Origin of the sequence: Paenibacillus tengchongensis, assembly GCF_008973665.1 — a bacterium.
GTDB classification, from domain to species: domain Bacteria; phylum Bacillota; class Bacilli; order Paenibacillales; family Paenibacillaceae; genus Paenibacillus_AQ; species Paenibacillus_AQ tengchongensis.
On the sequence record NZ_WACP01000003.1, the window covers coordinates 282,836 to 309,804 of the forward strand.

The 26,969-nt window shown below is 58.0% G+C and carries 19 protein-coding genes; 18 read left to right on the forward strand and 1 reads right to left on the reverse strand.

Going from position 1 to position 26,969, the window contains the following annotated elements; genetic code table 11:
- The 16 genes from F1381_RS07005 to F1381_RS07080 all read left to right on the forward strand — a co-directional run bounded on the left by F1381_RS07005 (position 1) and on the right by F1381_RS07080 (position 22,102).
- Positions 1 to 1,104, forward strand: a complete 1,104-nt coding sequence (locus F1381_RS07005) for an alpha/beta hydrolase family protein (RefSeq protein ID WP_187355227.1) — start codon at positions 1 to 3, stop codon at positions 1,102 to 1,104.
- On the forward strand, positions 1,091 to 2,224 hold the full coding sequence (locus F1381_RS07010; RefSeq protein ID WP_151734103.1) for a glycoside hydrolase family 88/105 protein: 1,134 nt from the start codon (positions 1,091 to 1,093) through the stop codon (positions 2,222 to 2,224). Before F1381_RS07005 ends, F1381_RS07010 begins: the two co-directional genes overlap by 14 nt.
- On the forward strand, positions 2,214 to 4,229 hold the full coding sequence (locus F1381_RS07015) for a GDSL-type esterase/lipase family protein (RefSeq protein ID WP_151734104.1): 2,016 nt from the start codon (positions 2,214 to 2,216) through the stop codon (positions 4,227 to 4,229). Before F1381_RS07010 ends, F1381_RS07015 begins: the two co-directional genes overlap by 11 nt.
- 388 nt (positions 4,230 to 4,617) lie before the next feature.
- On the forward strand, positions 4,618 to 5,673 hold the full coding sequence (gene hydE, locus F1381_RS07020) for a [FeFe] hydrogenase H-cluster radical SAM maturase HydE (protein WP_151734105.1): 1,056 nt from the start codon (positions 4,618 to 4,620) through the stop codon (positions 5,671 to 5,673).
- Positions 5,674 to 5,841: 168 nt separating this feature from the next.
- A complete protein-coding gene (locus F1381_RS07025; RefSeq protein WP_151734106.1) occupies positions 5,842 to 6,834 on the forward strand; it encodes a 2-oxoacid:acceptor oxidoreductase family protein in 993 nt (330 codons plus the stop codon).
- A 21-nt stretch (positions 6,835 to 6,855) separates the two neighbouring features.
- Positions 6,856 to 9,147: a thiamine pyrophosphate-dependent enzyme gene (locus tag F1381_RS07030; RefSeq protein ID WP_151734107.1), complete on the forward strand. Its 2,292-nt coding sequence runs from the start codon at positions 6,856 to 6,858 to the stop codon at positions 9,145 to 9,147.
- 59 nt (positions 9,148 to 9,206) lie between these two features.
- The gene (gene nuoE, locus F1381_RS07035) at positions 9,207 to 9,710 is read left to right on the forward strand and encodes an NADH-quinone oxidoreductase subunit NuoE (RefSeq protein WP_151734108.1); all 504 of its coding nucleotides are present in this window, start codon (positions 9,207 to 9,209) and stop codon (positions 9,708 to 9,710) included.
- Between the two features lie 48 nt (positions 9,711 to 9,758).
- Positions 9,759 to 11,636 (forward strand): NADH-quinone oxidoreductase subunit NuoF, encoded by a 1,878-nt coding sequence (gene nuoF / locus F1381_RS07040; protein ID WP_222850423.1) that lies wholly within the window; start codon positions 9,759 to 9,761, stop codon positions 11,634 to 11,636.
- A gap of 8 nt (positions 11,637 to 11,644) precedes the next feature.
- Positions 11,645 to 13,390 (forward strand): NADH-dependent [FeFe] hydrogenase, group A6, encoded by a 1,746-nt coding sequence (locus tag F1381_RS07045; RefSeq protein ID WP_246187935.1) that lies wholly within the window; start codon positions 11,645 to 11,647, stop codon positions 13,388 to 13,390.
- Positions 13,391 to 13,467: 77 nt separating this feature from the next.
- Positions 13,468 to 14,892, forward strand: coding sequence for a [FeFe] hydrogenase H-cluster radical SAM maturase HydG (gene hydG, locus F1381_RS07050; RefSeq protein WP_151734110.1), 1,425 nt, complete (start codon positions 13,468 to 13,470; stop codon positions 14,890 to 14,892).
- Between the two features lie 48 nt (positions 14,893 to 14,940).
- Positions 14,941 to 16,134 (forward strand): [FeFe] hydrogenase H-cluster maturation GTPase HydF, encoded by a 1,194-nt coding sequence (hydF, locus tag F1381_RS07055; protein WP_151734111.1) that lies wholly within the window; start codon positions 14,941 to 14,943, stop codon positions 16,132 to 16,134.
- On the forward strand, positions 16,131 to 17,555 hold the full coding sequence (locus tag F1381_RS07060) for an aspartate ammonia-lyase (RefSeq protein ID WP_151734112.1): 1,425 nt from the start codon (positions 16,131 to 16,133) through the stop codon (positions 17,553 to 17,555). The genes hydF (F1381_RS07055) and F1381_RS07060 overlap by 4 nt, the downstream gene beginning before the upstream one ends.
- Before the next feature lie 63 nt (positions 17,556 to 17,618).
- Positions 17,619 to 18,896 carry a [FeFe] hydrogenase H-cluster maturation GTPase HydF gene (gene hydF / locus F1381_RS07065; RefSeq protein ID WP_151734113.1) on the forward strand — a complete coding sequence of 426 codons (1,278 nt, stop codon included), beginning with the start codon at positions 17,619 to 17,621 and terminating at the stop codon, positions 18,894 to 18,896.
- A gap of 257 nt (positions 18,897 to 19,153) precedes the next feature.
- Positions 19,154 to 19,933: a DeoR/GlpR family DNA-binding transcription regulator gene (locus F1381_RS07070; RefSeq protein ID WP_151734114.1), complete on the forward strand. Its 780-nt coding sequence runs from the start codon at positions 19,154 to 19,156 to the stop codon at positions 19,931 to 19,933.
- Positions 19,926 to 20,744: a Cof-type HAD-IIB family hydrolase gene (locus F1381_RS07075; RefSeq protein ID WP_187355228.1), complete on the forward strand. Its 819-nt coding sequence runs from the start codon at positions 19,926 to 19,928 to the stop codon at positions 20,742 to 20,744. The genes F1381_RS07070 and F1381_RS07075 overlap by 8 nt, the downstream gene beginning before the upstream one ends.
- A 152-nt stretch (positions 20,745 to 20,896) precedes the next feature.
- Positions 20,897 to 22,102 carry an MFS transporter gene (locus F1381_RS07080; protein ID WP_151734116.1) on the forward strand — a complete coding sequence of 402 codons (1,206 nt, stop codon included), beginning with the start codon at positions 20,897 to 20,899 and terminating at the stop codon, positions 22,100 to 22,102.
- A gap of 288 nt (positions 22,103 to 22,390) precedes the next feature.
- Here F1381_RS07080 and F1381_RS07085 read toward each other — a convergent pair whose 3' ends face one another.
- Positions 22,391 to 23,143, reverse strand: a complete 753-nt coding sequence (locus F1381_RS07085) for a gamma-glutamyl-gamma-aminobutyrate hydrolase family protein (protein ID WP_151734117.1) — start codon at positions 23,141 to 23,143, stop codon at positions 22,391 to 22,393.
- 225 nt (positions 23,144 to 23,368) lie between these two features.
- Here F1381_RS07085 and F1381_RS07090 point away from each other — a divergent pair, with 225 nt between their 5' ends.
- Together F1381_RS07090 and F1381_RS07095 are read left to right on the forward strand one after the other, a co-directional pair.
- Positions 23,369 to 26,077 (forward strand): sensor histidine kinase, encoded by a 2,709-nt coding sequence (locus tag F1381_RS07090; RefSeq protein ID WP_151734118.1) that lies wholly within the window; start codon positions 23,369 to 23,371, stop codon positions 26,075 to 26,077.
- Positions 26,070 to 26,786, forward strand: coding sequence for a response regulator (locus F1381_RS07095; protein ID WP_151734119.1), 717 nt, complete (start codon positions 26,070 to 26,072; stop codon positions 26,784 to 26,786). The genes F1381_RS07090 and F1381_RS07095 overlap by 8 nt, the downstream gene beginning before the upstream one ends.
- Positions 26,787 to 26,969 lie beyond the last annotated feature (183 nt).

The following is a 26,969-nucleotide window of genomic DNA, read 5'->3' on the forward strand; positions in this document are numbered from 1 at the left end:
ATGGATACTTTGGAACCAGCTTCGTTGGAGCAATACATGAGCCGGCTGACCGGATCGGCGCCGCGCCGGTCGGCTTTTCAGGCGGAGACTACATTCGCGGCGTGGCGCGCTGCGCTCGGGGCCCGCTTCAGGGAACGGCTGGGCGGGTTCCCGGCTGTCCCGGCGGCACTTGAACCGAAGCTGCTGGAGCGGACGGAATGCGCCGGATACTTCCGCGAGCGCATTGAGATTACAACATACGAAGGGCTGCGGATGCCGTTATATCTGCTCATTCCGCAGCAACCCTTGCCAAGGCCCGCGCCTGGCGTACTGGCGATCCATGGACACGGCTACGGCAGCCGCGAGATTGTGGGGCTGGAGCCGGACGGCTCGGAGCGGCAGGGGGAGCCGGGACTGCATAAGGACTTTGCCGTCTCGCTCGTCCGGCAGGGCTTCATTGTCGCCGCACCGGAGGTGCTTGGCTTCGGCGACCGGCGGCTGCAGGAAGACCTGGCCTCAGGTGAACACGGCAGAAACTCCTGCTTCCGGCTGTCCTCGGCTCTGCTGATGGCCGGGCAGACGATGGCCGGCTACCGGATCTATGAAACGATGCGCACGCTGGATTATCTGCAGTCGCGGGAGGAGGCCGACAGTGCACGGATCGGCATAATGGGCATCTCCGGCGGCGGACTAGTCGCCGGGTTCACGGCTGCGCTCGATGAACGCATCGCCTGTGCCGTCGTCAGCGGCTATGCCAATACCTTTGCCGCCAGCATCCTCTCGCGGAACCATTGCCTGGATAATTACATTCCCGGCATTCTGCTGGAGGCGGAAATGCCGGATTTGCTCGGGCTCATCGCCCCGCGCGGCCTGTTTGTGGAATCGGGCGCCAAGGACCATCTGTTCGGCCAGGCGGGTGTGCGTGAAGCCCTGGACCGGCTAACGCAAATCTACAGGGCGGCGGGACAACCGGATGGGGTGGAGGCCGACTTTTTCGAGGGGGGCCATGAAATTCACGGGGGACCGGCATTTGCCTGGCTGCGGCAACAGCTGGCCGCAGACACTGGCACGGTACCTGAGATTCCAACAACCAAGGAGGCGGAACACAAACATGACGGCCATTGACAAGACAGTAACGAACGGGCTCGACCTCGCCCGCAGGATAGCGGACACGGTGTTGTCTCAGTCGAGCGCACAGGGACAGCATGCATGGATTCTGGAGCGCTGGGCTTATGTGCCGGGGATGCTGCTGCTGGCCATGTCCCGGGCCGGAGAGCAGCTCGGTGTCCCGGAATACTCGGCTTTTATGCAGCGGCATATGGAAGCCTTTGTTCAGGAAGACGGCTCCATCCGGACCTACCGGCTGGAGGAATACAACCTTGACCAGATTAATCAGGGGAAGAATCTGTTCCCGCTCTACCGGGCAACCGGGGAAGAGCGGTACGCCGAAGCAGCGCATCTGCTCGCCTCCCAGCTCATCTCTCACCCCCGCACCTCGGAAGGGGGCTTCTGGCACAAGAAGGTGTACCCGTTCCAGATGTGGCTGGACGGCCTCTACATGGCCTCACCGTTCCTCGCGGAATACGGCAAGGTGTTTGCGCGTCCCGAGCTGATCGATGAGGCTGCCCATCAGCTGCTGCTGATCGAGCGCATGACCCGCGACCCGCGCACCGGTCTGCTGTATCACGGATGGGATGAGTCGAAGGAGCAGGAGTGGGCCGATTCACAGAGCGGTCTGTCCGCCCATTTCTGGAGCCGGGCCATGGGGTGGTATGCCATGGCTGCGGTGGACTGTCTGGAGCATTTCCCGGTTACCCATCCGAAACGAGGAACGGTGATCGGCATCTTCCAGCGGATGATCGGCGCGCTGGTTAAAGTGCAGGATGCAGAGACCGGCTTGTGGTATCAGGTACTCGACCAAGGCGGACGTAAAGGCAATTACCTGGAAGCCTCAGGCTCCAATATGTTTGTCTACGCCATGGCCAAGGGACTCAGGCTGGGTTATCTGGAGCCGTCTTTCGCGGCGGCGATGTGGAAGGGGTACGAAGGCATCCTGCAGCATCTCGTGTCAGAAGATGAAGCAGGCGTTCACCTGCACAGTATCTGTCACGGGGCGGGACTCAGCATCGACCGCAACGGCTCGTATGACTATTATATTTCTGAAGCGGTGGTTACCGACGCGCCAATGGGGATGGCGCCGCTGCTGATGGCCCTGCTGGAAGCGGAGAAATACCGTGCCGGATAATCCTTTCTCCCAAACACCCGGAGAGGGCATCCGTCCTTACCGCTTCAATTTTGCAGTAAACCCGAAAGAAGGCTATATCCAGGTTCCGTTCGACCCGGTCCACGGTGCGGTGCCGTACGATCCCGAAAGAGGCTACGGCTTCGCCCGGCATACCCTGGCCTTGCCGCCGCGCAGGGTTCATACCTCAGCCATTGTCAGGGAAGCGGACGGCTTCACCATCACGGAGCCGGCGACAGAGGAAGATGACAGCGTCAAGAAAGACCATTATAACCGCTTCGGTATGGCATTCCGGGTCAAGGCTCCGCCGGGAGCCTACCGAATTCAGGTTACACTAACACCGGCGTCCGCCGAAGCGACGATTGCAGTATCCGGAATGAATACGGCCCAGTTGTCGTCTATATCGTTTTGGGATGCAGCAAAGCTGGTACCGAACCGGACGCAGATGAGGCGGGAAGGCCGGATGTGGTGCTATGATTATGTGAACGGCCGGGAGGTTGTCGATATCGAGCTGGAGCCGGATGCACCGGGCGAAACGGTCGGACTGGCCGAAATTGTGCTGACTCCGCTGCCGCCGCTGTCACGACCGGCGCCGGGCTTGCCGACCATTTTCACCCTGGGCGATTCCACGGTGAAATCTTATATTTTCGCCGAGGCGCCGATGAGCGGGTGGGGGCAGGTGCTGCCGGGCCTCTTTGATCTAAACCGGGTGAAGGTTATTAATTATGCCATGGGCGGACGCTCATTCAAGAGTGCTTACAGCGAAGGCCGGCTGAACGATATTCTGATGACCGGCTGCAGCGGTGATTATGTGCTGATCCAATTCGGCCATAACGATGAATCGGAGGATGAGGCGCGGAGATTCGGCCGCGGGGCGACAGAAGCCATGTACCGCACGTATCTGGAAGAGGTGTATTTGCCGGCGATCCGGGCGAGAGGCCTGATCCCCGTACTGGTTACGCCGATGTCCAGAGTGGATGGGGGCGCCGGACCCGGCCGGATCTACACGGATTCGTTCCGCACCCGCCGGTTTCCGCAAATCATGCGCGAGCTGGCAGGTAAACACGGCATTACACTGGTCGATCTGAACCGGGCGAGTATTGATTATTACAACGAAATCGGTGTGGAAGCGACTACGGCCGGGTTCATGTCGATTGAGGCCGGGGAGACGCCGGGAAAGACCAATGACGGCAGCTATGCGGGAGGGCATCCGGCCCGGAAGAACGACGGCACCCACTTCAAGGAATGCCTGTCCAAGCAGTTCGCCCGGATGATCGTCTCCGGCTTCGTACAGCTGGCTGCGGAGGGAGACCCGGCAGCGGCGGAGCTTGCAGGCTATCTGAGGCCTGACGTTCATGAGGCCTTCCAATTGAACGACTGGTCGGCAACTTATCCCGAAATCGCCCGGGACATCGTATCCGGGCCGGGTGCTTATTACCGCAACCAGATTGAAAAGCTGCTGCAGCTCGGTGTCCTCCTCTGCGATGCGGAAGGGTGGTTCCATCCGGAGCAGCCGGTGTCCGGCAGTGAGTTTGCGCAGGCGCTTTCGAATATTATGGGCACAGCCTCTGAGGCGCTTAAAGCTTACGGGGAGCCTGCAGCTCTAACAAGAGAAACGATGGGCGCAATGCTGTTGGATGCTTACCAGATGCGGTTCACGGAGAAGCCGGGTTATATGACTGACTACAATGGCGAAGCCTTGGGGCCGGATGATCCGGGCTACGATCCATACCTTGCTCCTGAAGCGCGGGGCATTATGTATTATCCGCTGGTCTCATTCGCCCAACTGACCGATACGGCGCAGATTGCGCCTGTACTCATGCCGAAGATCCGGCGGGCCTACGAGCTAGGACTGCTTCGTGCGGAGCGGGGGATCAGGCGCGGCGAACTGGCCGTGTCGACGGAGCTTGCGCCCAGAATGGCGGTAACACGCGGCGCAGCCTCCAAAGCTTTGTATTATATGTGGGTGCTGGTGCATCCCGCAGATATGGAGAACCATCTTACGTAAGCTGGAGGGTCATAAGAAACTGTAAGGCTTTTTATATGAAACAATGACAAAATATGTGATTCCCTCTATTGACAGGCTTCGGCGGCTATGACACAATTTATGACAAATACACCTCCTACATGCTAAGGCAATAGGCATCCCACTACGTTAATATTATTAGCGGCCCGGGTTGCCTATTTTTTTCGCCAAAATCACTGTAAGCGGTTAACTACAGCATTGCGCAAAGGAGGAGCTGCCTATTTAACCGGAAATTCAGCGGATAATTCCAATTCGGATGCCGTGGGAGTGCTCTGATCTCTCCATATGGCACCGTCATCGAAGGCAAGGGTACAGCATAATCTAAAGTAATTCATATCATGGTGGCCGGAAAGGGGGGATACATCACCCAATGGAAGCGGAAGCATTGCTGAACCGGTTGAATGAGGAGCACTCCCTGACGGCTGAAGAACTGGTCACTTTGCTCAAGGAAATGACGCCCGTCCTCAAGAAGAGACTGTTTCAGCTGGCAGACGAAACCCGCAGGAAGTATTACGGTACCCAGGTTTACGTCCGCGGGCTGATTGAATTCTCCAGCTTCTGCAAGCAGAACTGCAAATATTGCGGACTGCGCCGGGGGAATGTGAAGGCGGAGCGCTACCGGCTGACGGAGAAAGAAATTGTAGACTGCGCGGCTGAAGGCTACAAGCTGGGGTATCGTTCGTTTGTCCTGCAGAGCGGCGAAGACTTCGGGTTCACCGAGGAGCTGATGATCAGCATTGTGCGGAGACTGAAATCACGTTTCCCAGATGCGGCGGTTACGCTGTCTATCGGCGAGCGGAGTGAAGCTTTTTACCGGGCACTGTATGAGGCGGGAGCAGAGCGGTATCTGCTCAGGCATGAGGCGGCTTCACGTCCGCTGTACGAATCGCTGCATCCCGGGATGTCCTATGAGAACCGTCTCCGTTCGCTGGCACTGCTCAAGAGCATTGGCTATCAGATCGGTGCCGGGTTTATGGTAGGCCTTCCGGGACAAAGCTACGGGCATTTAGCCGAGGATCTGCTGTTCCTGAAGGAGCTCCAGCCTGAAATGATCGGCATCGGCCCGTTCATCCCGCATAGCTCCACGCCGCTTAAGCATGCAGTAGGCGGGACTGTCGACGAAACGCTGGTGCTTATTGCGCTGGCCCGGCTGCTAGTTCCCAAGGCGCTGATGCCGGCGACAACAGCCATGGGCAGTCTGGACCCGGGGGGAAGGGAGAAGGCTTTGGCTGCCGGCGCCAATGTCGTCATGCCCAATCTGTCACCGCTGCGGGTCCGCGAGAAATACGCCCTGTATGAGAACAAAATCTGCACCGGAGACGACGGCCCGCGCTGCCGCGGATGCATCGAACTCCGTATCGCCGCCTCAGGCTATGAAATTGCGCTTGGCCGGGGCGACCATTACAGTTATTCCCGCACTCCCTGACCATTCCAGACAAACATCCTGATTCTCACTCCATTCTCAGCATACAAGTGAAAATATTCACGTAACATGATGATTATACCTGTTATAAGAACTTGTATTCCGCGATTCAGCAATACACAACCTGTATTACCTAACCCCCAGCTTCATTCAAACAAGGGAGGAACCCATATGTCTACTTTACCAAAGCAGAATGCGCTAGGTTTTTTCGAGATCCGGCTGGAATCCATCGGCGGGCTCGGAGCCAACCTTGCCGGTAAAATGCTGGCCGAGACCGGAGCGATTGAGCTCGGGCTGAACGCGGCCAATTTCTCATCCTACGGTTCGGAGAAGAAGGGAACACCCGTCAAGACCTTTGTGCGGTTCTGCGATCCCGAGGTGGAAATCCGCGACCACAGTCCAATCGAGGAGCCGCATGTCGTGGCGGTGTTCCATGAAGCGTTGTATAAGACGGTCAACGTGGTCAGCGGACTGCCGCTGGACGGGGTTGTGCTGATCAACACCACCCGGGACTTCGACGAGGTACGTGCCGACCTCAAGCTGGAATACGGCACCATCGCCCTGGTGGATGCCATGGGCATCGCGGTGGAGGAGAAGACGAAGGTCAACACCTCCATGCTGGGCGCGCTGTTCCGGATCTGCGATTTTCTGGACCCGGAAGCGATGCGCGCCGTCATCCGAAGAACGTTCGAAAAGAAGTATCCGCATCTCGTGGAGCCGAATCTGCGCACCTTTGACCGCGGTTACAATGAAGTGAAGTTCAAGACCTATGAAGCGCCGGAGGGTACGGCGGTGAAGCCCTTCAAGCGGGCCCAGTCTATGCTCGGGTACCGGACACAGCTGCCGGGCGGTCTCATTGCCGCACAGGCCAACAGCATTCTGAAGGACCTGAGCGGTTCGCGGGCGGGAATGATTCCCGTGTACGACGCGGATACCTGCATCAGCTGTGCAGCCTGCGACAACGTCTGCCCGGATTACTGCTTCGTCTGGGAGCCGGCCGAGGATAAGCGGGGAAGAGTGCAGCAGTTCCTGCGCGGCATCGACTACCAGTACTGTAAAGGCTGCCTGAAATGTATCGATGCCTGTCCTACGGACGCACTGAAGAGCACCCGCGAAGAGGTCGGTTATGCCGAGCAGCACCGCGTGGCCCAAGTATTCATATAGGCGAAAGGGTGGAGAAGAGAAATGGCAATCAGCGAAAATGAACTGACCAAGGCGTTGCCTGCCGAGCAGGTCACTTATTTTGAATCGGGCAATGAAATGGCGGCAACGGCCGCCGCACAGATCAATTATCATATTATGGGCTACTTTCCGATTACGCCGTCCACAGAGGTCGCCCAGTACCTCGACCAGATGAAGGCCCGCGGCCAGCATGATATCCAGCTGATTGCTGCTGACGGCGAACACGGCTCGGCCGGCATCTGCTACGGCGCGGCGCTGGCCGGTGCGCGCGTCGTGAACGCCACCAGCTCCCAGGGCTTCCTGTACATGCTGGAGCAGCTGCCGACCCAATCGGGTACGCGCTTTCCGATGGTGCTGAACCTGGTGACCCGCGCCGTCAGTGGACCGCTGGATATCCGCGGCGACCACTCCGACCTGTATTATGCGCTCAACACCGGCTGGGTCATTCTGACAGCCAGCACCCCGCAGGCGGTATACGATATGAACATTATCGCGCTTAAGGTGGCGGAGCATTCCAAGGTGCGGCTGCCCGTCATCGTGGCTTACGACGGCTTCTTCACTTCCCACCAGAAGCGTAAGGTGCAGTATTTCAAGGACAATGAGACTGTCCGGAACTTCGTCGGGCCGAATCCGAATCCCGGTTATCCGAATGTGTCCGACCCGGCGCATCCTGTGACCATCGGGGCGCATATGGGCGGCGACGATCTGCTCAATAACCATTATCAGCTGTCGGAAGCGCTGTATGCAGCGGAAGAGGTATACGAGGAAGTGGTCAGGGAATATGCGCTCCTGTCGGGCCGTGAATACAAGGTGCTGGACCTGTACCGCATGGAGGACGCGGAAGTCGCAGTCTTCCTGCTCAATTCGGCGGCGGAATCGGCCAAGGATACGGTAGACGCTCTGCGGGCGAAGGGGATTAAGGCCGGGCTGATCCGTCCGAATATTATCCGCCCGTTCCCGGCGGAGCAGCTGCGCGAGGCGCTGAAGCACGTGAAAGCGCTGCTCGTCGGCGAACGCGCCGACTCCTACGGCGCGGAAGGCGGCAATCTGACGCATGAGATCCGCTCAGCGCTGCAGGTCGATCCGGAGAACGAGACAGTGGTTCTCTCGCGGGTCTTCGGACTGGGAGGCAAGGACTTCTATGCCGACGACGCCCAGGCGTTCTTCCAGCTGGCGATCGAGGCCGCCGAGCTGGGTTATGCAGCGAAGCCGTTCGACTATCACGGCTACTATCCCGGCGAAGAGAAGAACACTTTGCAGCCGGTGATGGAGCCGCCGCACGGCGACGCCTTCAAGACTGGGCTGATCCAGGTGACGCAGAATGAGGAGACCGGCCTGCTGAAGGTGAAGCTGCCGCCGCTGCGCCAGCTGACCGCCAAGCCGCACCGCCTGGCACCGGGCCACGGCGCTTGTCCAGGCTGCGGCGCGCTGTCCGCGCTGGAGCTGTTCTTCAAGGGCATTGAAGGCGATATGGTCGTGCTGTTCCAGACGGGCTGCGCCTACGTGGTCACCGCCAGCTATCCGTATTCATCGCATAAGCAGACCTTCGTGCACAACTTGTTCCAGAACGGTGCGGCCACCGTCGCCGGGATGGTCGATGCGTTCTATGAATTGAAGCGCCGGGGCGAGATCGAAGTCGCGGACGATCTGACCTTCGTCATGGTGTCTGGCGACGGCGGCATGGACATCGGGATGGGCGCTACCGTCGGCGCAGCGCTGCGCAATCATAAGATGATTATTCTCGAATACGACAATGAGGGATACATGAACACCGGCTCCCAGCTGTCCTACTCCACGCCGATCGGGCACATGACGAGCACCTCGGGCGTCGGCAAGGCCCAGAAGGGCAAGAAGGGCCATCACAAGGATACGGCGCAGATTCTGGCGGCCTGCAACATCCCTTATGTATTTACCGCCGCCGAGTCGAACCCGCAGGATCTGCTGCAGAAGGCGGCCAAAGCCCAGTGGTACGCCAATAATGTCGGCACTGCTTACGGAAAGATTCTGTGCGCCTGCCCGCTGAACTGGAAATCGCCGGACGATAACGGAACCGAGCTGGTCAAAGCGGCCGTCGACTCCTGCTTCTTCCCGCTCTATGAAATTGAGCAGGGCATTACCAGCCTGACTTATAATCCGGAGCTGAAGAACAAGCGTATCCCTGTGACCGATTGGCTGAAGGGTATGGGCAAAACCAAGCATCTGCTCGGCGATGCGGAGCTGCTGCAGGATTTCGAGGCGGAAATCGAACGCCGCTGGACCCGGCTGAAGCTCAGAAGCGAGAATGCGCTGCTCTAAGCAGTCGTGACCCGTGGGCGGTTCCGCTTAATATAACTTGATTGAAGGGAGCTTTAATCATGGAAGAGCAACTCACCTCCGGCTGTGGAGCTACAGCCGAAGCCGATATTGATGAGAAGCTGGAGAAGATCGAAGCGGCCATTGAGCAGTTCCGAAGCATCAAAGGCGCGCTGATTCCGGTCCTGCATGAAGTGCAGGATGTGTACGGCTACCTGCCGGAGAAGATTCTGCAGATTGTCTCCAGGGCGCTGAACCTGCCGATGAGCGAGATCTACGGGGTGGCTTCGTTCTACCACTTCTTCTCCCTCACCCCCAAGGGAGACAACATTATCCGGGTCTGCATGGGCACCGCCTGCTACATTAAGGGTGCCCAGGCACTCCTTGACCGGTTTAGCACCGAGCTGAAGGTCCCTGTGCAGGGGACGACAGAGGACAACAAGTTCACGCTGGAAGCGACGCGCTGCCTGGGTGCCTGCGGACTTGCACCGGTGCTGACCATCGGCGAGAAGGTGCATGGGCGGCTGGTGCCGAACAATGTGCCGAAAATTTTGAAGGAATACTGATGCTCACCCTAGCGCGCGGGCGCGCGATTTTAAGTGGAGGTGCCTGACATGAAGCTGTTAACGGATCTTGATGCAATCCGCACGCTGGCGAAGGGCCGGCTCGATAACCGCAGGATCACCGGGCAGACGCCGGAGTCCATTCAGTACCGGTCCGTGATGGTCTGCGGCGGTACGGGCTGCACATCGTCGGATTCAAATGCCATCGTCGATGCGCTGAACCGGGAGATTGAAAGCTTAGGCATTCAGAATAAAGCGGAGGTGGTACGCACCGGCTGCTTCGGGCTGTGTGAGCTGGGTCCGGTCGTAATTGTGTACCCGGAAGGGATATTCTACAGCCGGGTAGAGGTGAAGGATATTCCGGAAATTGTGGAGCAGCACCTGCTGTATGGAACACCCTACGAGAAACGGATTTACGAGCAGACCAAGAAGGACGGCGAGCTTCTTAATTTTGAGGAAACTGATTTCTATAAAAAACAGGTGCGCATTGCTTTGCGGAACTGCGGCACCATTGATCCCGAGGTCATTGATGAGTACATCGCCAGCGATGGTTATACGGCGCTTGGCAAGGTCATTATGACGATGACTCCCGGCCAGGTTGTTGATACGGTTAAGCGCTCCGGCTTGCGCGGGCGCGGCGGCGGCGGCTTTAACACCGGGCTGAAGTGGGAATTCGCCGCCAAGCAGGAGAAGACGCAGAAGTTCATCATCTGCAATGCCGATGAAGGTGACCCCGGGGCCTTCATGGACCGTTCTATTCTGGAAGGCAACCCCCATGCCGTCATTGAGGCGATGGCGATTGCCGGGTATGCGATCGGGGCGAGCCAGGGCTTTGTCTATGTGCGGGCGGAATATCCTATAGCCGTCCAGCGTTTAATGAAAGCGCTTGATCAAGCCCGGAAATATGAGCTGCTCGGCGACAATGTGCTCGGCACGGGGTTCAAGTTCGACATCGACGTCCGGCTCGGCGCAGGGGCCTTCGTCTGCGGGGAAGAGACGGCGCTGATCCATTCCATTGAGGGCTTCCGGGGGATGCCGACACCGAAGCCGCCGTTCCCGGCCGTACAGGGGCTGTGGAACGAGCCGACAATTATTAACAATGTGGAAACGCTGGCCAACATTCCGCAGATCATCCTGAACGGGGCGGACTGGTATGCCTCTATCGGAACGGAGAAGTCCAAGGGCACGAAGGTATTCGCCCTCGGCGGCAAGGTGGTTAACACCGGACTTGTCGAGGTGCCGATGGGTATCACACTGCGCGAGGTCATCTTCGAGATCGGCGGTGGCATTCCGAACGGCAAGAAGTTCAAGGCTGTGCAGACCGGCGGTCCTTCCGGCGGCTGTCTGACCGAAGAGCATCTGGACTGTACCATCGACTTCGATACGCTGACCAGCCTGGGGTCCATGATGGGCTCCGGCGGGATGATCATTATGGACGAAGATACCTGCATGGTCGACGTTGCCCGGTTCTACCTCGATTTCACGCGCGACGAATCCTGCGGCAAATGCACACCCTGCCGGATCGGCACCAAGCGGCTGCTGGAGCTGCTCGACAAGATCACCGAGGGGAAAGGCACGCTTGCGGACCTCGATAAGATGGAAAGTCTGTCGCTGCAGATCAAGAATTCGTCGCTGTGTGCGCTCGGCCAGACGGCGCCTAACCCGGTCTTGTCCACCATCAAGTACTTCCGGGATGAATATGTGGCCCACATTACGGAGCAGAAATGCCCGGCAGGCGTCTGCAAATCGCTGATTTCCTATGAGATCGACGCGCAGCTGTGCAAGGGCTGCAGCCTCTGCGCCCGCAAATGTCCAACCGATGCCATCAGCGGCAAGCCGAAGGAGCCGTACGTCATCGAGAAGGCCACCTGCATCAAATGCGGCGTCTGCTTCGATGTCTGCAAATTCAAAGCCGTAATGATAGTCTGACAATAGGAGTGATCGGGTTGAAGACGATTAATATAACCATCGACGGAATCGATACGGAAATTCCCAAGGGCATGACCGTGCTGGAAGCGGCGCGCGGGCTCGATATTCAAATTCCCACCCTGTGCTATCTGCAAGGCGTCAACCACTCCACCAGCTGCCGGGTATGCGTGGTGGAGGTAGGCCCCAGGCTAATCGCCTCCTGCACGCTGATTGCCGAGGAAGGCATGCAGATCCGCACGAATACGAAGAAGGTGCGCGATGCCCGCCGGACTTCGGTGGAGCTCCTGCTGTCCGACCATGAACGCGAATGCCTCAGCTGTTCCCGCGGCGGCAGCTGCGAGCTGCAGTCGGTCTCGAATGATCTCAACATCCGCCAGGTGTCTTATGTCGGGGAGAAATCCAGCCAGGAGAAGGATTATACTTCTCCGGCCATCCTCCGGGATGCAGCGAAGTGTATTCTGTGCGGCCGTTGTGTCGGGGCCTGCGGAACCCTGCAGACCGTTCATGCTATAGGCTTCGCGGGGCGCGGCTTCGATACGGTGATTTCCACCGCATTCGGCCGGCCGCTGGCGGAATCGACCTGCATTAACTGCGGCCAGTGCATCATGGCCTGTCCCGTCGGCGCGCTCAGTGAGCACGAGAATATCGGCGATGTCTGGAACGCCATCGCCAACCCGGCCAAAACCGTGGTCGTGCAGACCGCTCCGGCGGTGCGCGTAGCACTCGGGGAAGAGTTCGGAATGCCGATCGGTTCCCGCGTCACCGGCAAGATGGTGGCCGCACTGCGGAGACTGGGCTTCGATAAGGTATTCGACACCAACTTCGGCGCCGACCTGACCATTATGGAAGAGGGGACAGAGCTGCTGAACCGGCTCGGCAGCGGGCAGAATCTGCCGCTGATGACCTCCTGCTGTCCGGGCTGGGTGAAGTTTGTGGAGCATAATTTCCCGAATATGCTGGATCATCTCTCGACCTGCAAGTCCCCGCATGAAATGGAAGGGGCGATGGTGAAATCTTATTTTGCCAAGAAGGAAGGGATTGCGCCGGAGGATATTGTCGTCGTCTCGATTATGCCCTGCACCGCCAAGAAGTTCGAGAGCGGCCGGGACGAATTGTCCGGCGGCGGGCTGTCTGATGTCGACTGGGTGCTGACGACCCGGGAGCTGGCGGCGATGATCAAGGAGGCCGGGATTGATTTCGCGAACCTGAAGGATGAGGCCTTCGACAATCCGTTCGGCGAGGCTTCGGGCGCCGGAGTCATCTTCGGGGCAACCGGCGGAGTCGCTGAAGCGGCACTGCGTACCGTGTTCGAGCTGACCTCCGGGCAGGAGCTGGAGACGGTCGAGTATACGGCGGTCCGGGGGATGGAGGGCATCAAAGAGAATGTGATCGAGCTGCCGGGCGGCAAGGAGATCCGGACAGCTGTGGTTCACGGACTCGGCAATGCCCGTAAGCTGATGGAAGCTATAGAGCGGGGCGAGAAGAGCTACGACTTTATGGAGGTCATGGCTTGTGCAGGCGGCTGTATTACAGGCGGCGGGCAGCCGATCCATGATGCGAGAACCGTGGAGACGGTCAATATTAAAGCGGAGCGGGCGAAAGGCATTTATTCCGAGGATGAGGCGCAAGAGATCCGCAAATCGCATAAGAACCCGCAGATTCAGAAGCTGTATGCGGAATTTCTGGGCAGCCCCGGCGGCCACAAGTCCCACGAGCTGCTGCATACTCACTATCTTGTGCGTTCCCGGTTCTGAGAGCAGGTTTCATCGAAGAGAATACTGGTCTGACCAAAATCAATTTTGCCTAAAGTGCAACTCGGGAGGTTGACGCCGTGCGGAAGGAATTGGAGGCGGCACATTTTATCGACGATGAGGAAATCCACCGGAGCTTGCGGGAAGCCGCAGTCAAAGCCGGGGACCAGGCCTATGTCCAAGAATTGTTGGCAAAGGCGCAGGAATGCAAGGGACTGACCCACCGGGAAGCGGCCGTGCTGCTGGAGGTTACCGATCCGGAGGTGCTCGCCGACATCTACACTTCCGCCAGGGCGGTCAAGGAAAAGATATACGGCAACCGCATCGTCTTGTTTGCCCCGCTGTACATCAGCAATTACTGTGTCAATAACTGCGAATACTGCGGTTACAAGCACAGCAACAAGGATTTCGAGCGGCGCAGGCTGCAGATGGACGAATTGGCGGAGGAAGTGCGGGTGCTGCAGGAGCTGGGGCACAAACGGCTGGTGGTGGAAGCGGGGGAGGACCCCGTGCATTGCGGGATTGATTATGTCGTGGAAGCGATTGAGACCATTTATGCGGTCAAGGTGGATAACGGCAGCATCCGGCGGGTGAACGTCAATATTGCGGCCACCACCGTCGAAGACTACCGGAAGCTGCATGATGCCGGGATCGGCACCTATATATTGTTCCAGGAAACGTACCATAGGCCCACTTATGCGGAGCTGCACCCGCAGGGCCCGAAGAGTGACTATGACTGGCATACCACGGCGATGGACCGGGCGCAGCTGGGCGGGATCGACGATGTCGGTGTCGGGGTGCTCTACGGACTGTATGACCACAAGTATGATACAGTCGCCATGCTGATGCATGCGGAGCATTTGGAGGAACGTTTTGGCGTCGGTCCACACACCTTGTCCGTACCACGCCTGCGCGTAGCGGAAGGTGTTAATTTGAAAACGTATCCATACCTGGTGGAGGATGCGGAGTTCAAGAAGCTGGTTGCCGTGCTGCGGCTGGCGGTGCCTTATGCGGGAATGATTCTGTCCACCCGCGAGGAGCCGGGGTTCCGGGATGAGATCATCAAGCTGGGAATTTCGCAGATCAGCGCAGGCTCCAGCACCGGTGTCGGGGGGTACATGGAAGCGAAGAAAGGGAATACCGCACGCTCCAAAGAAAAGCCCCAGTTCGAGGTCAGCGACCACCGCTCACCCGAGGAGATTATCTATAGCCTGTGCCGCGACGGCTATGTTCCGAGCTATTGTACTGCCTGTTACAGGGAAGGGCGCACGGGCGACCGGTTTATGCGGCTGGCCAAGTCCGGACAGATTCATAATGTATGCCAACCCAACTCTCTGCTGACCTTCAAAGAGTACCTGCTGGATTATGCCGGGGAGGATACCCGGGCGCTCGGCGAAGAGATTATTCGTCAGGGGCTGGAGACCATCCCCAAAGAATCTGCGCGGAAAATCACACTCGACCGGCTGAAGCGCCTGGAGCAGGGCGAGCGGGATCTGCGGTTTTGACGGATTTATTGCCCAATTTCCTGTTTCAACACGAAGGAGGAAGAAGCGATGCAAACGATACTGCCTACGGGCAAGATGCATATTTCAGTGTTCGGCCGAAAAAATTCGGGCAAATCCAGCCTGATCAACGCCCTGACCGGAAGCACCTCGCTGATGGTGGGCGACAAGCCGGGGACGACGACCGAGCCGGTCTATCAAGCTTTTGAGATGGATAAGGTGGGGCCTGTCATGTTTGTAGACACCGCCGGCATCGACGACGAGACGGAAACGGGGCCGTTTCTGGTGCAGAAGACGCGCGAGGTGATGGATCTCACCGATCTTGGCATCCTGATCTTCTCGGAGGAGAGCGACAACTTCAAGCTGGAGAAAGAGTGGTACCGCGAGCTGGATAAACGCCATATTCCCGTCATCGGCGTCATTACCAAGACCGACGACCATTATGTCGATACCGATTCGCTCAAAAGAGAGCTGGACATCCCGATCATCAAGGTAAGCGTGAAGCGGAACGTGAATCTCGGCGGGCTGCGCTATGCCATCCGGGACCGCGCGCCTGCTGAATTTGAGCGCAGCAGCATTGTAGGCGATCTGGTGAAGCCGGGTGATGTGGTGGTCATGGTGGTGCCGGAGAAGATTCCGGCCCCGAAATACCGGCTGGTCGCCTCCCAGCAGCAGATTCTCCGCGACCTGCTCGACCATCATGTGCTGGCGCTGACGGTAACCGAAGCGGAGCTGCCGGTGCTGCTGATGGATCTGAAGGTGCAGCCCGACCTGGTTATTACGGACTCACAGGTGTTCGGCATCGTCAATGAGATTCTTCCGGCCGAGGTGCCGCTGACGACCATTGCCGTGCTGATGGCGCGCTTCAAGGGCGATCTCGATACCTTCGTCGCCGGAACAAAGGTGATTGCCGGCTTGAAGCCAGGCGATAAAGTTCTGTTGTCCGAGGCGTGCATCCATCATCCGCACAACGGCGAAATCGACCGCGCGCTAGTCCGCGCCAAGCTGCACGAGGCGGCAGGCGGTGCACTGCAGATTACCTCAAGCGTCGGACCGGAATTCCCGGAGGATATTTCCCGGTATAAGCTGGTCGTCCACTGCGGGGGCTGCATTTTTAACCGCAAGCAGCTGATGGACCGGCTCGCGCGTTCCGGAGAGAAGGGAGTGCCGATTACCAATTACGGCATCGCCTTTGCTTACTTCAACGGCATCTTGCCGCGTGTGCTGGAAGTGCTGCATAAGTGAAAAAAGGCACAAACATTTCCCGCGCTCATCATCGCCGGGAAACCGATCATCTGGGCAGCCTGGATTTGCCCGCTGACGCCTATTACGGACTGCAGACAGCGCGGGCGCTGGAGAATTTCCCGGTCAGCAGCCGCCCGGTTCATCCGCAGCTGCTGCACGGCCTGTTTACAGTGAAGAAAGCCGCAGCGCTGACCCACTTGAAGCTGGGCAGCTTCCCGGAGCCGGTTGCCCGGGCTATCGCAGAGGTCTGCGATGAACTGCTGGCGGGAAATTACAGCGCTCAGTTCCCGGTGGATGCACTCCAGGGCGGTGCCGGGACATCGACCAACATGAATGTGAACGAGGTAATCGCCAATCTGGCGGCTCTAAGGCTGGGCGGAAGGTGCGGAGACTATTCACTGGTTCATCCGCTGGATCATGTGAACCGGCATCAGTCGACCAATGATGTATATCCGGCCGCCCTGCGGATTGCTGCCATCGGTCTGGTGCGGCGCGTAAGCGCCGCTTTTGCTTCACTGCAGGAGACGCTGCAGGAGAAGGAGCAGGAGTTCGCCGGTGTGCTCAAGCTGGGGCGGACAGAGCTGATGGACGCTCTGCCGATGACGGCGGGGCAGGGCTTTGGTGCCTATGCCAAGGCTATTGCCCGGGACCGTTGGCGGCTGTACAAGGCGGAAGAACGGCTTCGCGAAATTTCTATCGGCGGAACGGCTATCGGGACGGGCCTGAACGCTCCGCCGAAATACACGTATTACATGACCGACTTTCTTCAGGAACTGACCGGATATGGTCTGGCTCGCAGCGAATATCCGATGGACCAGACGCAGAATATGGATGTGTTTGTTGAGGTGTCCGGGCTGCTCAAGACGGCGGCCGTTAATCTGCTCAAAATCACGGGCGATCTGCGCCTGCTGGCCAGCGGACCGGCAGGCGGGCTCGGGGAGCTGGAGCTGCCGCCAGTTCAGGCAGGCTCCTCCATGATGCCGGGGAAGTGGAATCCCGTCATCGCCGAAATGGCCGGCCAGGCCGCCATGAAGGTCATCGCCAACGATACGGCCGTGACGCTGGCAGCAGCGGGTGGACAACTGGAGCTGAACGCCTTCACGCCGCTGATCGCGGATAGCCTGCTGGAATCGCTGGACATTCTGGCGCGCGCCGTAGAACTGCTTGATGAGCGCTGTGTGCGGGGTATCCAGGCCAATGCCGGCCGTTGCCGGCAGATGCTGGAGAATTCAACGGCACTAGCCACCGCTTTAGTCGGGCATATTGGTTATGAGCGTTCCGCTGAGGTGGCGCTTCGTGCAAGACGGGAGAATATAACCGTGCGTCAGGCCGTTCTTGAGTCCGGCCTGCTGTCTCTGGAGCAAATTGACCGGATTCTCAGCACAGAGGAAGTAACCCGGCCGGGAACTCCCGGATGTTAGCGCGGCACAGGTTTATGATCCACGGAATGAGAATAAGGAGAATGAGGATAAGGAGAATACTGCATGAGTCTGAACGACACGCCCCGTTCCGGCCGCCTGCATATCGCCCTCTTCGGCAGGCGCAACGCCGGTAAATCGAGCATCATCAACGCAATTACGAAGCAGGATATTGCCGTCGTCTCTCCGGTTAAGGGCACCACCACCGATCCGGTATACAAGGCGATGGAGCTGCTGCCGCTCGGTCCGGTGGTGTTCATTGACACCGCCGGCCTGGACGATGAGGGGGAACTCGGCGAGCTGCGCAAGAAAAAGACGCTGGAAGTGCTGACCCATACCGACATCGCGCTGATTGTCGTGGACGCTGACTGCGGTGCGGGTGCACTGGAGCGTCAGCTTGCCGCAGACATCCGCAGCAAGGGGATTACGGTCATCGGCATTCTTAATAAATGCGATTTGGTGGCGGGCCTGAGCGGCACGGGTCCGGAAGCGGTTGCGGCAGAGGTCCGGCGCATGGAAGAAGAGCTGGGCCTTACGGTAATGCCTGTCTCAGCCCGGGAGCGGTACGGCTTCAAGGAACTGAAGAAGGCGCTGGCCAACGCCATTCCGGACGAAGAGGATAAGTTCCGCATTGTCGGAGACATCATCGCCTCGGGTGACCTGGTTGTGCTGGTGACCCCCATCGACAAGGCGGCGCCCAAAGGCAGGCTGATTCTGCCGCAGCAGCAGACGATCCGCGACATTCTGGAGAGCGATGCGATTGCTGTTGTCACCAAGGAGCATGAGCTCAGGGAGACGCTGAACAGCCTGGGCCGGAAGCCGCGGCTGGTTATCACCGATTCGCAGGTGTTCCTGAAGGCGGCGGCGGATACGCCGAAGGATGTGGCGCTGACCTCATTCTCGATCCTGTTCGCCCGGAATAAGGGCGATCTGGAGGAGCTGGTCCGGGGCGCCCGCGCCATCGGACGCCTGCAGAGCGGCGACAAAGTGCTGGTCGCCGAAGCCTGCACCCACCACCAGCAGCCGGATGATATCGGCAGGGTGAAGCTGCCCCGCTGGATTCGCCAGGCCTGCGGCAAAGAGCTTCAGTTCGATCACGCGAATGGAATGAGCTTCCCGGAGAACATCACGGAGTATGCGCTGATCGTGCATTGCGGCGGCTGTATGCTGAACCGCCGGCAGATGCTGTGGCGGATAGAGCAGGCAAGGGCAGCCGGGGTGCCGATCGTGAACTATGGCGTAGCCATCGCTTACGTGCAGGGCATTCTGGAGCGGGCGGTCGCCCCCTTTCCCCTGGCACGGCTGGCCTGGGAGGAGGCAGGCGAACAGCCGCAGCTTCACTGACATGAATAGGGACTGATCCGGCTGCCGCAGGGCGGCGGGGATCAGTCCTTTTTTTTATCCATGAAATATATAAAACAGTGCGCATAATAGCATAAATACTTATAAGTACATATTTTAAAAGGTAAAATCTGCGTTGAAATGCTTATTTTCACTTGTCAAATCTACTTTATCGCAGTACAATCACTTACATAAACGCACAAATGCATAAATGTTCAAGTGAATAAGTGCATACGTGCAAATCCAAGAGGAGAATGTCCATGTTCCAAGAAGAACGGATTCAGGCGATTTCCGAGTATCTGACCCGGCACCAGCGGATTGATATCAAAGAGATTTGCCGGCGGTTCGAGGTATCGCGGGATACGGCCCGCAGGGACCTGCTGCGGATGGAAGAGCTCGGGCTGATTCTGCGCACGCATGGCGGGGCTGTGCTTCCTCCCAAAGGCGGAGCCGAGGTCTTTGAATATAAAGAGCGGCTGGAGCGGGAGTCGGACGAGAAGCGGGAGATCGGAATCTGTGCTGCTGCCCTGGTCAAGAACGGAGACCGGGTGCTGATGGACGCCTCCACAACCGTCCAGTTTGCCGCCGAGCATATTACTGCCGAGCAGATTGTGGTCGTGACCAATTCCATCGACATTGCCGATGTCCTTTCCCGTAAGCCGTCTGCCCGGACCTATCTGCTCGGGGGCGAGCTGAATGTGAAGCACCGCTTTCTGTTCGGCCAGTCGACCATCGACAAGCTGGCGGATTACCAGGTCGATAAGCTGTTTCTGGGGGCCTGCGGGATTACGGCGGAAGGCTTAACCTTTCCGTACGAAGAGGATGGGGTAGTCAAACGGGAAATGATCAAGCGGGCGGAGCAGGTCATCGTGCTGGCGGATCATACGAAGTTCGATAACCGGATGTTCTACCGGATTGCCGGCCTGGAGGCCATAGATTTGCTGATTACCGACCGGAAGCCGGAGGAGAAGATGCTGCGGCTGCTGGAGGAGCATCAAGTGGAACTGATAATTGTACCGGAGGATGATCAAGATGATTAAACTGATTGCTACCGATTTGGATGGAACGCTGCTGGACCGCTCACGGAATATCAGCGCTGAGGATTGGGCGGCGGTGAAGACGGCGTTTGAGGAGGGCTACCATTTCTGCGTGGCTTCGGGAAGAATGAATGCCGAAATCGTGCAGCTGATGACGGAATATGAAGGGCGTTATTTTACGGTGGGCCAGAACGGGGCGACGATTTACTCGAAAGAGAAGGAGCTTGTGTACCATGCGGCATTCGAGCCGCAGATCGCTGCACAGATTATGCGGACCGGCAAAGCCGCAGGCCATCTGAATCATTTTGTCCATTGCGCGGACGATTCCTATTATACGGAGGAACGCAATGCGGAAACGCAGCCGATTGAGGCGCGGATTATGACGGGCTGCACCGGGAATGCCCGGCTTGTACAGGATCTGGAGAGCGGGGAGCTGATCAGCTGCAAAATCTCCTTCTTTGGCGAATGGGAAACGCTGCTCCGTCTGCAGGATAACCTGCGGGAGCAATTTCCCGGCAAGCTCGAGACGTTTACCTCGGAACGGGATGTACTCGACATCATGCCGCTGAATGTCAGCAAGGGGACGGGGCTGCAGCATCTGCTGGATACCCTTGGGCTGGAGCCGCAGGAGATTGCCTGCATCGGGGATTCCTTCAATGACCTGCCCATGTTTGCGCTGACCGGACACAGTTATGTAATGGCCGGAGCACATCCTGATGTGAAGAAGCAGGCGAACCATGTGGTCCGTTCCGTTGCCGAGGCCATCGAGCACATTCATGCCTACAACCGGGAGCAGCGGGCATGTGGGTGCTAACTGGAGTGCTGTTGTGGGTATTCCTTTGCGGTTCGGTACTGCTTGCAGCGTTGTGGGCGGTGCCGGACGGAGGGAATGGAGAAGTGCGGACCCGGAGCATCAACGCTTCTAACCGCGATCCGTTCTCATTTCTATTTCATTAAGGAGTCAGTATGAAAAAAGTCAACGAAACCGCGCTTGTCTTTGCTTTCACATTAATGGCCATTGTACTGGGGACGACAGAGTATATCATCGTCGGATTATTGACGGAAATTGCCGCCTCGCTGAAAGTGACGGTGGCCGCTGCCGGGGCGCTGGTCTCCGGCTTTGCCCTGGCTTACGGGATCGGCACACCGGTGCTGATGACGTTCGTCAGCCGGTTCCCGAAGAAGCGGACCATCCTGACGCTGATAGCGCTCATCGTCGGCTTCAACCTGCTTAGCGCGGTCTCAACCACGTTCTTCTGGCTGCTGGTCACCCGGATTATCACTGCCATTCTGTGCGGGCTCAGCATTTCGCTGGCCTTGTCGGCGGTCAGTGTACTGGTGTCTGCAGAGCGCCAGGGCAAAGCGGTATCCTATATTCTTGGCGGCTTCGGGATTGCCAACGTACTCGGCGTTCCGGTCGGCACCTGGGTCGGGCAGCACTGGGAATGGCCGGCCGCTTTTGTGCTGACGGCTGCTCTCGGCAGTGCAGCGTTTCTGCTGAACTGGATGACGATCCCGGCTCATCTCCCCGGCTCGCAGGCTTCGCTGAAAGAACAAATCGGACTGCTCGCCGACAGGCGGATCCTGCTGGCCCTGTTCATTCCGATTCTCGGCATCGGCGCAGCTTTCTCACTGTACACTTATGTCCGTCCGCTGATGGCTGACTTTATGGAGGTCGCTCCATCTGCGGTAAGCGGGGTGCTGCTGGCTTACGGCGTGGCAACCATCTTCAGCACCTGGATGGGCGGGAAGGTAGCCACAGGCAACTCGGTCGGCAAGCTGCGGATTGTCTTTCTGGTACAGGCCGCCGTTTACGCCGTATTTTATTTTGCCGCACCGCTTCCCATACCGGGGCTGATGATGCTGATCCTGTGCGGAGCGGTATCGAGCCTGCTCAACGTAACCGCACAGCTCTACCTGATTGAGCTGTCGGTGGAGCGCTCTCCGGCCTCGCGCGACTTCGCGGCTTCGCTGAATCCGGTGGCCTCCAACTTCGGCATCGCCTTCGGCTCGGGCGTCGGAGGCGTGGCTATGGAGCAGGCCGGAGTTTCGGCTCTCCCCTGGACGGCGATGATCATCGCGCTGGCGGCCTTTGCCGTAACAGCGGTCAGCTACAGTCTGCGCCGCAAAGCGCAGACGCGGCAGCGGCAAGAGCTGCCGCTCAATGTCTGATTGCGCATTGCGTACGCTCTAATCCGAAATAGTCTTTATTGGCAAGACTTCGTAATAATAAAGGTAAAAAAATAACCCATTTAGCTAAATCACGCTGAGATAGAGTCAGATTATTCCACTAATTATCTAAAAATGGACTGTACACAGAAATTAGAAGCAGAAAAATCCATTAATTCCATGGGGACCCGATCCAACAGGCGTCTGATGCTCATTAAAGATTAAAATAGCCGAGCAGCATCCCTCCAAATGACAGGAGAATTGCGGCCCGGTTATTTTTCATAACGTTATTCAGTGTAAAGTTGCCTCAGACACATTAATATGATTGCTATGATATTCACTGCAAGCCGCAACAAAGGCCTGAAAGAGCCGCAGGCTGGCCGGATCGCTGCGGAAGGAGAATTCCGGGTGCCACTGCACAGCCTGTACGAACCGTTTACCCGGCATGTACAATCCCTCAATGATACCGTCGTCTGCGGTGGCCGAAACTTCTAGGGCTGGCGCTTTAATCCGAACTGCCTGATGGTGATAGCTGTTGACCTGCAGCCTGGCACTGCCGGCGATGGGGTAGAGCGGGCTGGATTCGGCAATAGTCACGGCATGGAAGGGAATATCATAAGGAGGCTTCTGCTGGTGCGGCAGACCGCCCGGCGTCTCAGCCGGCAAATCCTGAACCAGCTTGCCGCCGAGCAGCGCGTTAAAGAGCTGGATCCCCCGGCAGATGCCGAAGAGCGGCATGTCGGCCGCCAGCGCGAGCTGAAACAGCCGCCGCTCCAGCAGATCCCGCTCATGACAGACGGCGCCGCATAAATCGCTCACCGGTTCCTGATACAGCGCAGGCGATACATCATGTCCACCGGCGAAGAGCAGGCCGTCCAGTTTGCCGAGCAGAACCGGCAAATCTTCCGCGTCATGGACCAGCGGCAGCATTACCGGAATCCCTCCGGCAGCTGTAATTCCCTCCATATAACCGGGCAGCATCCAATAGCTGTCTCTGGCTTCGTCTACCAGCGGCGTAATGCCAATTACAGGTTTTGTACTCAATCTAACAGCCTCCTATCCGCCAATCTTCAGTTTTTAAATACAGTTGTACCGCATCCGGCACGGAAAGGAAAGTAAATATTTGTGAGGGTATCCGCAGTCATCTTAATGCAATCTTAATACCGCAGGCAAAGTTGTAACACCATCCAGATTTCAGGAATGATATACTAGCGCTAAAAGCAAAGCGGAGTGCAAGCTCCGGCTAGAGAAAGAAGAGGTTGCAGGGACATGGCAGTGTATCCATCCGCCGGCGGTTCTCTGCCCGAGCCAGATTCACCCGGGCCGGACGAGCCTAGAAGAGGCCGCTTAAAAATATTCTTCGGCTATGCGGCCGGCGTCGGCAAAACCTATGCCATGCTGAGCGAAGCCCATACGCTGCAAAAAGACGGCACCGAAGTCGTCGCCGGATATATTGAGCCGCATGTCCGGCCGGAGACGACGGCGCTGCTTGAAGGGCTGGAGCAGCTTCCGCCGTTTGAGCGGGCCGGCAAGGACAATGTGCAGCGCGAGTTCGATCTGGACGGCGCCATCCGCAGACGCCCGAAGCTGATTCTGCTGGATGAGCTGGCCCACACCAATCTGCCGGGCTGCCGCCACAAGAAGAGATACCAGGATGCGGAGGAGCTGCTGCGCGCCGGCATTGATGTCTATACCACTGTTAATGTCCAGCATATCGAAAGCCTGAAGGATGTCGTCGCCTCCATCACCGGAATATCCGTCAGGGAACGGATTCCCGACAGCCTGTTCGACAGTGCCGATCAGGTGGAGCTGGTGGATATTGAACCAGCTGAGCTGATCGGCCGGCTGCATAAGGGCAAGATTTACCGTGAAGAGCAGGCGCGCAAAGCGCTGACGCATTTTTTTGTCAAAGACAAGCTGATAGCCCTGCGTGAACTAGCGTTGCGGTATACCGCCGACCGGGTGGGCCGGATTGCCATGCATGTTACCGGCAATAGCCTGCCCGGCGGTTACAATACGAAGGAGCACATTCTCGTCTGCCTCTCTTCGGCAGCCTCCAACCGCAAGGTGATCCGCACCGCTGCAAGGATGGCCGATGCATTTCACGGCAATTTGACTGCGTTGTACGTAGAGAACTCGCAGAGCCGGGAGATGTACCCCCGCTTAAGGAATGAGCTAAGGCGCAATCTGCGGCTGGCCGAGCAGCTTGGCGCCCAGATCGCCACGGTCTACGGCGACGACATCCCGCTGCAGATCGCCGAATATGCCAGGGTGAGCCGGGTCTCCAAAATCGTGCTGGGCAAGTCGCCCAGCCGCCGCAGCTGGCTGCCGTCAGCCCATTTTGTCGACAAGCTGGCCGAGCTGGCGCCGAATATTGATATTCATATTATCCCCGACTCGGATGCCGCCCCTGCGTTCATCCGGCGAAAGCCGCGGCTCGTCGAGCCTCCGAAGCTCACGTTGGCCGAGGGGCTGAAGACACTGGGCATCCTGGCCGCCTGCACTGCGGCGGGACTATGGTTCCGGTCGCTCGGTATCCGGGAAGCCAACATTATTACCTTGTATCTGCTGGGTGTGCTGCTGATCGCTACAGTTACCAGGGGGAGGCTATACAGTGCGGCTGCTTCCATCCTGAGCGTAGTGGTCTTCAATTTCCTGTTTACCGAGCCTTATTATTCGCTCCGTGCCTACGACTCGGGTTATCCAATTACCTTCATCGTGATGCTGACGGCTTCGTTTCTGACCGGCACGCTGACCAAGCGGGTCAAGGATCAGGCCCGTCAATCGGCACAGAAGGCCTATCGTACAGAGGTGCTCCTGGAGACCAGCCGGCTGCTGCAGCAGGCCAAGGATATTCCATCCATCATGGAGGAGACGGCCCGGCAGCTGACAAAGCTGCTGGAACGAAGCGTTATGATTTATAACGTGGCCCGGGAGGGCCTCTCTGCGCCGCAGTTTTATCCCAAAGACAGCACAGACAGTGACCCCGTATCATATACCAGCCCTAATGAACGCGCTGTGGCGGAGTGGGTGCTCCGCAACAATAAACGCGCCGGTGCGACCACCGATACCTTCTCGGCAGCGGAGTGCCTGTATCATGCGGTCCGCAGCGGCGATACTGTGTTCGCTGTTGCTGGTGTTGTAATTGGCAGCAGGGAGGAGGCGCTTGACGTCTTCGAGAAGAGCCTGATGATTGCCATGCTGGACGAATGTGCTTTGGCGCTGGAGAAGGAATATTTAAACGAACAGCAGAAGAGAGCTTCGCTGCAGATTCAGCAGGAACAGCTGCGCGCCAATCTGCTGCGGGCCATTTCCCATGACCTGCGCACGCCGCTTACCAGCATCTCCGGCAATGCGGGGATCTTGATCAGCAACTCTGCCGCGCTGAAGGAAGAGCAGAAACGGGAGCTGTACACGGACATTTATGATGATTCCATGTGGCTGTTCAATCTGGTGGAGAATCTCCTCTCCATCTCACGGATTGACAACGAAACGATCCAGCTGCAGCTGCAGGCGGAATTGCTGGAGGAAGTCATAGCCGAAGCGCTCCTGCACATTAACCGGGCCGGGGCGGAGCATGTCATCCGGACAGAGCTTGGTGATGATCTGCTCATGGCCCGGATGGACCCGCGGCTGATCATCCAGGTGCTGATCAATCTGGTGGATAACGCCATCAAATACACGCAGCCGGGATCGCATATTACATTATCTGCCCGGCCGGAGGGCGGAATGATACGCGTGGAAGTGTCTGATGACGGACCCGGCATTGCAGCCAGCGCGAAGGAGAAGCTGTTTGAAATGTTCTATACAGCGGACAACGGCCGCAGCGACGGACGCCGCGGCCTGGGACTTGGCTTGTTCCTGTGCAAAACGATTGTTAATGCCCACGGCGGCGTGATGACAGTGCGGGATAACCCGCCGCAGGGGACCGTGTTCAGCTTTACATTGCAGTCTGAGGAGGTGTCTATGGATGAATAAACCGTTAATTCTGGTCGTGGAGGACGACAAACCGATCCGCAAGCTGATCGGCACAACGCTGGAGACCCAAGGGTATAAATATATTACAGCTGAAACCGGCGAGATTTCCATCATGGAGGCGGTCTCCAGACAGCCGGACATTATGATCCTCGATCTGGGTCTGCCTGACATGGACGGGGTGGAGATTATCCGCAAAGTGCGCGCATGGTCCAATCTGCCGATCATTGTCGTCAGCGCCCGGAACGAGGACCGCGACAAAATAGAGGCGCTGGACGCCGGCGCGGACGATTATCTGACCAAGCCCTTCAGTGTCGAAGAGCTGCTGGCCCGGCTGCGGGTGACGCTGCGGCGCATCCGTTATGACAGCGAGAAGCTGCCGAAGGATGCTTCCGTGTTCGTTAACGGCAATCTGCGCATTGATTATGCGGCGGGCTGCGTCTGGCTGGATGAGGAAGAGATTCATCTCACCCCGATTGAATACAAGCTGCTGTGCCTGCTGGCCAAGAATGCGGGCAAGGTGCTGACCCACAATTATATCCTGCGTGAAGTTTGGGGGAGTGCAACATACGACGTTCCGGCCTTGCGGGTGTTTATGGCTACCCTCCGCAAAAAAATTGAGAAGGGCTCTGCTCCGGTCAAGCATATACAGACGCATATCGGAGTAGGTTACCGGATGCTGCAGGCCGGTGGCGACGACAAGGCCGTCTGAGCTGCACCGGCATGAGGCGGCAAGGAAGCGTACGGATTGAAGCAGGCGGAAGAGGCTTGTGCAGATTATGGCGGTTCTGCCCGGATGCTGCGGCATAGTAGTATGGATACCCTGAATCTGACATACGGGTGGACGAGTTTGAACAATAATAGCTATTGGGAACTGGAAGCTGCCCCTAAGCCA